The 7,594-nt window shown below is 32.7% G+C and carries 7 protein-coding genes; 4 read left to right on the top strand and 3 right to left on the bottom strand.

What is annotated here, in order from left to right; genetic code table 11:
- Positions 1–80: 80 nt before the first annotated feature.
- Both DET49_RS11085 and DET49_RS11080 read right to left on the bottom strand, forming a co-directional pair.
- Positions 81–827 (bottom strand): universal stress protein, encoded by a 747-nt coding sequence (locus tag DET49_RS11085; protein ID WP_133548171.1) that lies wholly within the window; start codon positions 825–827, stop codon positions 81–83.
- A 323-nt stretch (positions 828–1,150) separates the two neighbouring features.
- On the bottom strand, positions 1,151–1,354 hold the full coding sequence (locus DET49_RS11080) for a hypothetical protein (protein ID WP_133548170.1): 204 nt from the start codon (positions 1,352–1,354) through the stop codon (positions 1,151–1,153).
- A 934-nt stretch (positions 1,355–2,288) separates the two neighbouring features.
- Between DET49_RS11080 and DET49_RS18945 the strand changes: the two genes are divergently transcribed.
- Together DET49_RS18945 and DET49_RS11070 are read left to right on the top strand one after the other, a co-directional pair.
- Positions 2,289–2,477: a helix-turn-helix domain-containing protein gene (locus tag DET49_RS18945; protein WP_166636572.1), complete on the top strand. Its 189-nt coding sequence runs from the start codon at positions 2,289–2,291 to the stop codon at positions 2,475–2,477.
- 494 nt (positions 2,478–2,971) lie between these two features.
- A complete protein-coding gene (locus DET49_RS11070; RefSeq protein WP_133548169.1) occupies positions 2,972–3,451 on the top strand; it encodes an Hsp20/alpha crystallin family protein in 480 nt (159 codons plus the stop codon).
- Positions 3,452–4,636: 1,185 nt separating this feature from the next.
- On the opposite strand, the gene DET49_RS11065 is transcribed toward DET49_RS11070, so the two are convergent.
- The gene (locus DET49_RS11065) at positions 4,637–5,305 is read right to left on the bottom strand and encodes a DUF6629 family protein (RefSeq protein WP_133548168.1); all 669 of its coding nucleotides are present in this window, start codon (positions 5,303–5,305) and stop codon (positions 4,637–4,639) included.
- Between the two features lie 887 nt (positions 5,306–6,192).
- On the opposite strand from DET49_RS11065, the gene DET49_RS18710 reads away from it, so the two are divergent.
- Together DET49_RS18710 and DET49_RS18705 are read left to right on the top strand one after the other, a co-directional pair.
- A complete protein-coding gene (locus DET49_RS18710; RefSeq protein ID WP_243729613.1) occupies positions 6,193–6,441 on the top strand; it encodes a hypothetical protein in 249 nt (82 codons plus the stop codon).
- A 147-nt stretch (positions 6,442–6,588) separates the two neighbouring features.
- Positions 6,589–7,023, top strand: a complete 435-nt coding sequence (locus DET49_RS18705) for a hypothetical protein (RefSeq protein ID WP_243729612.1) — start codon at positions 6,589–6,591, stop codon at positions 7,021–7,023.
- The last annotated feature ends 571 nt before the right edge of the window (positions 7,024–7,594 follow it).

Genomic DNA, 7,594 nt, shown 5'->3' with positions numbered 1-7,594 from the left:
GATTTGAAGACCGCATTAGGCTCGATTTGGCAACCACTCCTTCGGGGGTACCCCCGAAGGAGTGAAGCAAAGGACAGAGTTCAGATTACACTCCCTACCATTGCAAGTAAATCTATTGATTTTTCCTTACGAAATTGATTAATTGCTTTAACAACCGTTTCTTGCTTAAGTTCATAAAAGTAATGGGGAATATTTTTAAAGTAACTTATCAATTGATTCTTAGCATCCACTTGTTCCGGTTTAAGCGGAGCTTTTTCAATCATATGCAATATGTGAATTGTAGCTTGAGATTTTTTAGCAATTTCTTTTAAGGGAGGCAGATAAGTTTGAATTTCAAAATTTTCATAATCTGTAGCGAAAAGAATATTTTTAGGTAATGTATATTTAAATTTAGAAGGAATGGCCAATAAGGGACAGATGTTACTTTTTATAGCGTGTACTGTTTGGGTTCCAATAACATATTTATTTGATCGACTTGCACCTTGAGTTCCCATTATTACAAAGTTAATTCCCTTTTCTTTTACCTGGAATTTTATTTCTTCTGTTAAAGTGTTAAAGGCAGGAATTATATTATAAGTATGTTTATCATTCGGAAATTCTTTTTTGATACGTTTTAAAACTTTTGAAAGTCCTTTTTCAGAATTTTTCGTATAAACTTCTTCTATACTTAAATTAGTGGATACTATATACTCAAAATTATACAAAGCTGGTGTGTAGGTATTTAAAAGATAGAATTCACACTTTTCTTTATGAAATAATTGTATTCCATATTTTATAGCATTATAAGCGTTAAGGGAAAAATCTGTAGGCAATAGAATTTTTTTCATGGCTCAATTTTCTGTTTATTATCCTTAATTGCAAAGTTTGAAAGCTTAAAAACTAAAATTCGGGTAATAATTAATTTGTCCCAGGGAGTGATGGTAAGGACTTAGATTGTATTTTACAAAAACCTGAACAATATACTTTATATTATTCATATTAGTTTAATGATGCCTAAATCATAATAAGACCCCCATCCTATAGAGTTTTATCATCTGGATTCGCTACCGTAAACAGGTTTCGTTTTATCGATTTACTATCATTAACCATTAGAAATACTTTTAATAAAATCCCACTCGTTATTTATTGATAACAAAACGTTTTAAAGGTTTTAATTTAAACTATTCTTAATTCTAAACTTTAAATTGAAAAAATGTATTAATTCATCATCAATTTGCCTAAATAAGTAGGTGTGTTTATTTAAGTGAAAGCTTTCACATTCGACCTCGTCACATTCTAAAATTTTATCTATATCTCGAGCATGTTTATACAAAACCGTTAGTAATTCTGTAGCTTCTTTTATACTTTCTTCCATTTCAATATTTAGCAGACCGATTTCGGGAGAAGGTAGCCGTTCAAATTTATGAGGGAGTAGTGATTTTCGGAACTTAATGTCTTTGATGACTAATTCAAGTAGTGAATACCACAGAATACTTTCTTTACTTACTTTTTCAGTAATTAAATGGTTATTAACTGAGCTTTCTCTATACCAAGCCTTCATTTTCGATACATATAACAGCCTGAAATTTAACGATAAGTTGTTTCTTAGTAAATGATATATATCATTTCCACTAATTCCTGAGCATGTAATTTTAAATAACTAGTTTATTGGAATACGGGGGTTTTCCTAAATGTAACTATTTGGTAAATTCATTTAACTTTTACAAGAAATGTAAAAAGCATATTACTGATGAGATATATTAATTAAAATCTAATTTAATCCTTGAAATCTCAAAATTCAATAATTTGAAAAAAGGTAGGGTTAAGGTTTTATAAGGAATTGTGCCCATTATTTCAGTTGATGAATTATTAAAGACGAGTTAGAAACTATCCAAGATTTTAAAGGTATTTATTCTATAAAACATATAAGTTCTATCTGATAATGAAAGACAGATTTACTAAATAAGAAAGACAATGAACTATGAAACAAATGATTATTTAACTAAATCTTATCTTGAGGAAGATTTTAGTAATGAAATTGTCACCTCTTTTACTCGTGCAGGTTCTTTATTGGGATTGTGCTCATTTCAAACAAATGGGAAATATTTCGAAAGTGCTTATACACTCGAAATCACTCAGCTGATGAGGATATCTTACAAGAGGTTTAATCAGACCTTAAGTGAGAACCATATTTTACTTCGCGTGATAGCTCAATTATTATTCAATAAAGTAGTAGTCCTTAAGATATCAATTATTAAAAATGGCCTACGCTGGTGTAATGGGAAAAACGATATATACTTTATTACAGTTTGCTGAGAAAAAAATATGGAAAATATGCATTAAATAATGTTTCTCGTAGTGCTCTGGCACACGCTGCCGGTATTTCCACAGAAAGTTTCATTAGAAGTCTCTCAAGGCTAAAAAAAGAAAAATTGATAGATATTAAGGGGAAACAAATAGTAATAATGGAACTTGAAAAATTACGGACTTTTAAATAGACCATGGTTCAAAATTAAAATTTGGATTTTTCTTAAAGTGTTTATATTTAGGCTTTAATGAACTTGTAGTAATGGGCTCCATTTATATTTTACAATTTTTTGTTAAATATACCTCACTTGATATTTGTCATAGATTTATTTACGGTTATGTTCTACTTTTAAATTATAATATTAAGAAATAAATTATGGAAATATAAAGAGAATCTGATTTCCAAGTTCTTTTTAGAGATTGGAATCGGAGTGAGAGGATATCAATGATATTTTTTAATCGGATATATAAATTTTACCGAGGTAAGATCACTGATATCACACTGATTAAAGAGTAAACTTAATATCTTCTTAGGAAACGGGAGACATTGGTCTCCTGTTTCTTTTTTTAAACCTCTCTAAATTTGAAATAAATAATTTATAATCAACGGAAATTCAAAATATTAAATTAATCACTAATGTGATACATTAGTAATTCATATTATTAACCATTTAAAATTTAAATTATGGTTCTTACAAAAACAAACAATCGTAGAACACCAGCATTAGGAAGTTCTTTTTTAAGCCAGGATCCTTTTTTTTCGGATCTGATGGATACTAAACGTGGTATCTTTAATTTGAACCGCTTCTTTAATAGAGATTTTGATGAAGACCTGTTTCCTGCTTTGAACGTAAAAGAAAAAGATAAGGAGTTTGAAATTGAACTCGCCGTTCCCGGTCTTTCTAAGGAGGATTTTAAAATTTCCATTGAGCATAATGTCTTATCTATCTCAGCAGAGAATGAAAATAAAATCGAGGAAGAGAAAGAAGGTTTTGTCAGAAAAGAATTTAGCTACAACAGTTTTTCCCGAAATATCGCATTACCTGAGGAAATAGATGTAGATAAAGAAATTGAAGCCAAATACAAGGATGGTATCCTTAAAATGAGCCTTAAAAAAAGAAAAATGGATAAGAACAAAAAGACTAAAACGGTAAATGTATCCTAATGGGATAGGGGCTAAATTAACCTCTCATATTCAATTCCTCTGGGGCTTACCCCAGGGGAATTTGTTTTTTATGGTCAGTTGTATGCTGTTTTGGTATTTAATATAAAATTATAGAATCGTAAGACTTCTAATAGACAAAGGAGCTGTCCATTCCCTCTCAATTTTTTCTGTAGCCAAGTAAAACCAATAGATTTTATAGCACGATGAATCGCTGGCCTATTAATTTTATGTAGGGAGATATAGGATCTAACCATGGAAAAGGAACTCCATAGGGGAGGTGGTAGTTCCATTACTGATGAACCTTTATCTTTAGTATGGTTTGAGCAATGCGGGAAAATAACGACAATCGGGTAGAATTCACACGTTATATCGATGTGTGATGAGAACTGTAAAAGTCAGAATCACACCCAGCAAATTCTTGATATTATCAAAAGCAGGATACAGCAAATAGTTTTGTGGTTAGATTTCGAAAAACCAAAACTGTATAATGTTTAGATTGCGAAAACAAGAAGAGTATTCTGAAGTTAGATTTACTTACTTATGCTTTTCAACCCAAGATTACGAAAGCTTAAAAAACAAAAGGACTTTATTTTGGCTTTGAATGTAGTATTAGTTCTAGGAATCCAATTGCAGATAAATTTGAAAAGTAGAGCGGCTTCTGATCGCATAGTAAAAATTGCTGGCGTTGTTGGTACTCAAATAATGAGATAACATTTCATGGCCAGTCTCTTACTTTTCCTTTGACTATTAATTCGTTCAAATAATTTCTGGTGAGCTTGTTATGCTTTTTAGCCTGTAAAACTTTGCATAAACAGCAAATTCTTAGTTAAAGATACCTTTTAAACTTATGCTGACCTTCCTTTTCAAACTGCTTCCTGTCTGTCGCATTATTCAGGGGAACAGCAAAGTTGCCTAATGTTCTTAAAACTGGTAAATTCATCTGTAAGTCCAATTAATAGCATTGAGGTCTACTTTTATAATCCATGAAGCTTTCCTAGGCTAACAAGTTTGCATCCAAATTATCATTATTCCTGATAGTGTGCTAAGCAAACTAGGACAGGAAATAAATAGTTATTTTTTATCTATAATGAATACCTGTCCAGTTAGAAACCTGCTATGGTGCTGGATCAAAAGACCGGAGAAAAACTTTCTTAGATTATACCGGTAACAGGCCTATAAATCTATTCAATTATTTTTTAAATTAATTTCCTTAACCTCATTAGGATTGGAGACCGGTAGTAGAAACCAGATTGAAATACTTATGACTGCAGCGTAATAGCACCAAATTGAAATAAGAGCATTTCTAAAAGAAAGGAACGCAACCAAGTAAGCCAGAATTACGAGTAATCCAAAGATTTTCATTCCCTTTATGCTTGAAACGAACGCAGGAACTATAGTTGCAAGACCGTAAAAAAGATTTCCAAAGCCCTGAAGCCTTTGGGGATAGTCAAGCCTGTATTTTATGTGGTGGTTAACGATCTCTGAACCTACGTTGAAGGAAAGTAATCCGTAGGCTAAATATAGGCTCACCAAAATTCCAGCCCCTGCCAGGATCTTTAGAAATATTCTACGGGTGTTATTATTTTCAAGCCACAAAAAGGCAAGAGGAATCCATACAGGCCATAAAATCTGGGCAAAAAAAAGGTAAGAATAAGTTAATAGTTTTTCATACCCCGGCAATCTTCCTTCTAAGGACAACCACAAAAAACCTTCTGTGAATTGCTGTACAGCAAAAATTAGGGGTATTACAGCAAAAGGTAATAGTTTACTTTGGTCTGTTTTTATTATGCTTGCCACTCCTATGAGCAGTAATACTCCTGAAGCTCCAAAACTTGCGGTTGAAGAAAAGCACATAATTTCCGGGTTATATAGTTGAAAAACCATTACCTGACTTCCAAGGTGAATCTGGAAATGGTTCTCCCTAAAGATACAGCTTTAGAAATCCGTAAACCGCTTAATTAAGAACAATTACTCCTAGTGAGTAAAGAAATTTCTACTAGTATTTCTCTGAAAAAAATTAGAGAGGAAAGCCTTAAATCTTCGCTTCGGAATTTTTTATTTTTTATGATTAATGGGGGAAAAGTTAAGGAATCACTTAATTCGAAGTAATGAAACTAGTAGACATAGCGGGAAAGTTTATCTCCTCCAGCAATAATTCCAAAAGTTTTCTTGTGCCAAGTACTTTTTAGTTTCCTTTCTTTTTGAAACAAAGCTTATGCAGGTTGAAAGAAAAAGTGTTGATGCGACTATTTATATAAAGCTAATTTGTAAAATTTCTTTGCTTGAAGGTGATTTAGAATTTTTGAAATTTACTTTTAAAAGGATTTGCAACAATAGGAAAATGAACTCCCTCTTATGAAGATACTTTTATTTTTACTTAAATTTTTTAATATCATTTTTAGATATCAAATATTGTTTAAATAGTTAAAAAACTAGTTATTTATTTTTAACCTTGAAAGGTTCGAGTTAAATCTCAAATAAAAGCTTTTTTCCTTCTAGGGTCTTTATTCTGATGTCGTTTCATTGGGTTATCCATCATGCGAATTATAAGCATCAAGAAGAGGGAGATCAGGATTCAAAAAAATCTGAAATTTATCAGCCTCCCAATGAATATTTTAACCCTTATTTATTTTTACTCTCACTTCGAGGACCCCCATCATTAGTTTGATCATCTAGCTAGGCTGCTATAAGAATTAGCAGACCTACCCTTATTATATAGATTAAACCAAAAATAAAAATTTATGTACAGATATTTAGTTTCCGTGGTATGCGGAATACTAATCTCCATGGGGTCATTTTCCCAGGATACAGGTATCGGGCGTGTTTTAGATCAGATTAGCCAGAATAACAGACAACTCAAGGCATACCAGTCTTATATAGAAAGTCAGAATCTGGATAATAAGTCAGGAAATAACTTACAGGCTCCTCAGGTTTCGGCCTTTTATCTAGTATTCGGAGAGCACGAGTCCGATGATTATTATGAATATTAGGTCTCTCAGCGTTTTGAATTTCCAACGGTTTACGGAGCCCGAGGTAAACGGATAGAAAAGCAAAAAGAATTGTTAGAACTGGAGTAAGAATTGCTACGTCAGGAAGTATTACTGAATGCCAAGAAACAGCTTCTAGAATTACAAATTTTGCAGAAACGAAAGAAACTGGAAGAAAAAAGAGTAGAGCAGGCCAAAAGGGTATATGATCAGATACAGCGTTTTTTTGCTGTCGATCCCGCCAACCAGGCGCTGAACAAGTCGAAGGTGGCCTGGCTGCAGCAGCAATTTGAATTGGATCAATTAGATATTCAAGTAAATAATACCCTTATGGAACTTCAGAAACTTAATGGCGGGAACCCAATTCAGGCAGACCAAATTATCTTCGTTAGTGATAACGAGGTGGCAGAAATGCAGATGCTCTGGGCCGATAAACTTTCCGCAGATGCCAAAGTTAAGATGCTGTCCGCTCGGGAATCTGTTACCGAACAAGGAGTGAAGCTAAAAAAAAATAAGCTGTTGCCAGATCTTACTTCTGGGTATAATTACCAGGGAGTGAATTCTAGTAATTATTCCGGCTTTTAGGCGGACTTTCGATTCCGCTTTGGAACAGTAAGAATAAGGTGAAAGCGGCTAAAGCAAATCTTGAGTATACTCAGGCCAATAAGGGCGCTGAAACTGCCGAACTTTATACCTGGTTTCAGGAAAACTATCAGCAATATCAATTATTAAAGAAAAATACGAGAAATACCAGGAGACCTTTGAGGACCTGAATTCCGAAGAACTTTTATTCAAAGCCTACGAACTGGGTGAATTCTCATTTCTGAATAATTACAAGGAAGTTGAATTCTACCGGCATTATCTGAACCCGCGTTTGGAATATATTCAATTCAACCAAGATCAAAGATCTGCGAGAACCGTAATTTTTTTAACGGAACTTTTTTCTCTTGTTAGGTCCTACTAAAATTTTTTAAAATCGCTTTAGAATCGTTTGAATCACTTGTTTTGTGGTAAAGCAAAGTCTTAAAAAAATCTGCGAAGTGTTTGGGGTGGCGACCCCTGAACTGGGTTTTTCTTTTTTTTTAAATTAAATTTTTAATCGTGAATGACTTAAAAAGTAAAAACATACCATGATTTCCCGATCTTTTACAAATTA

Origin of the sequence: Salegentibacter sp. 24, from assembly GCF_004362395.1 — a bacterium.
GTDB lineage: Bacteria > Bacteroidota > Bacteroidia > Flavobacteriales > Flavobacteriaceae > Salegentibacter.
The sequence above is the reverse complement of the archived record's forward strand: the minus strand, read 5'-3'. Positions and strand labels throughout refer to the sequence as shown.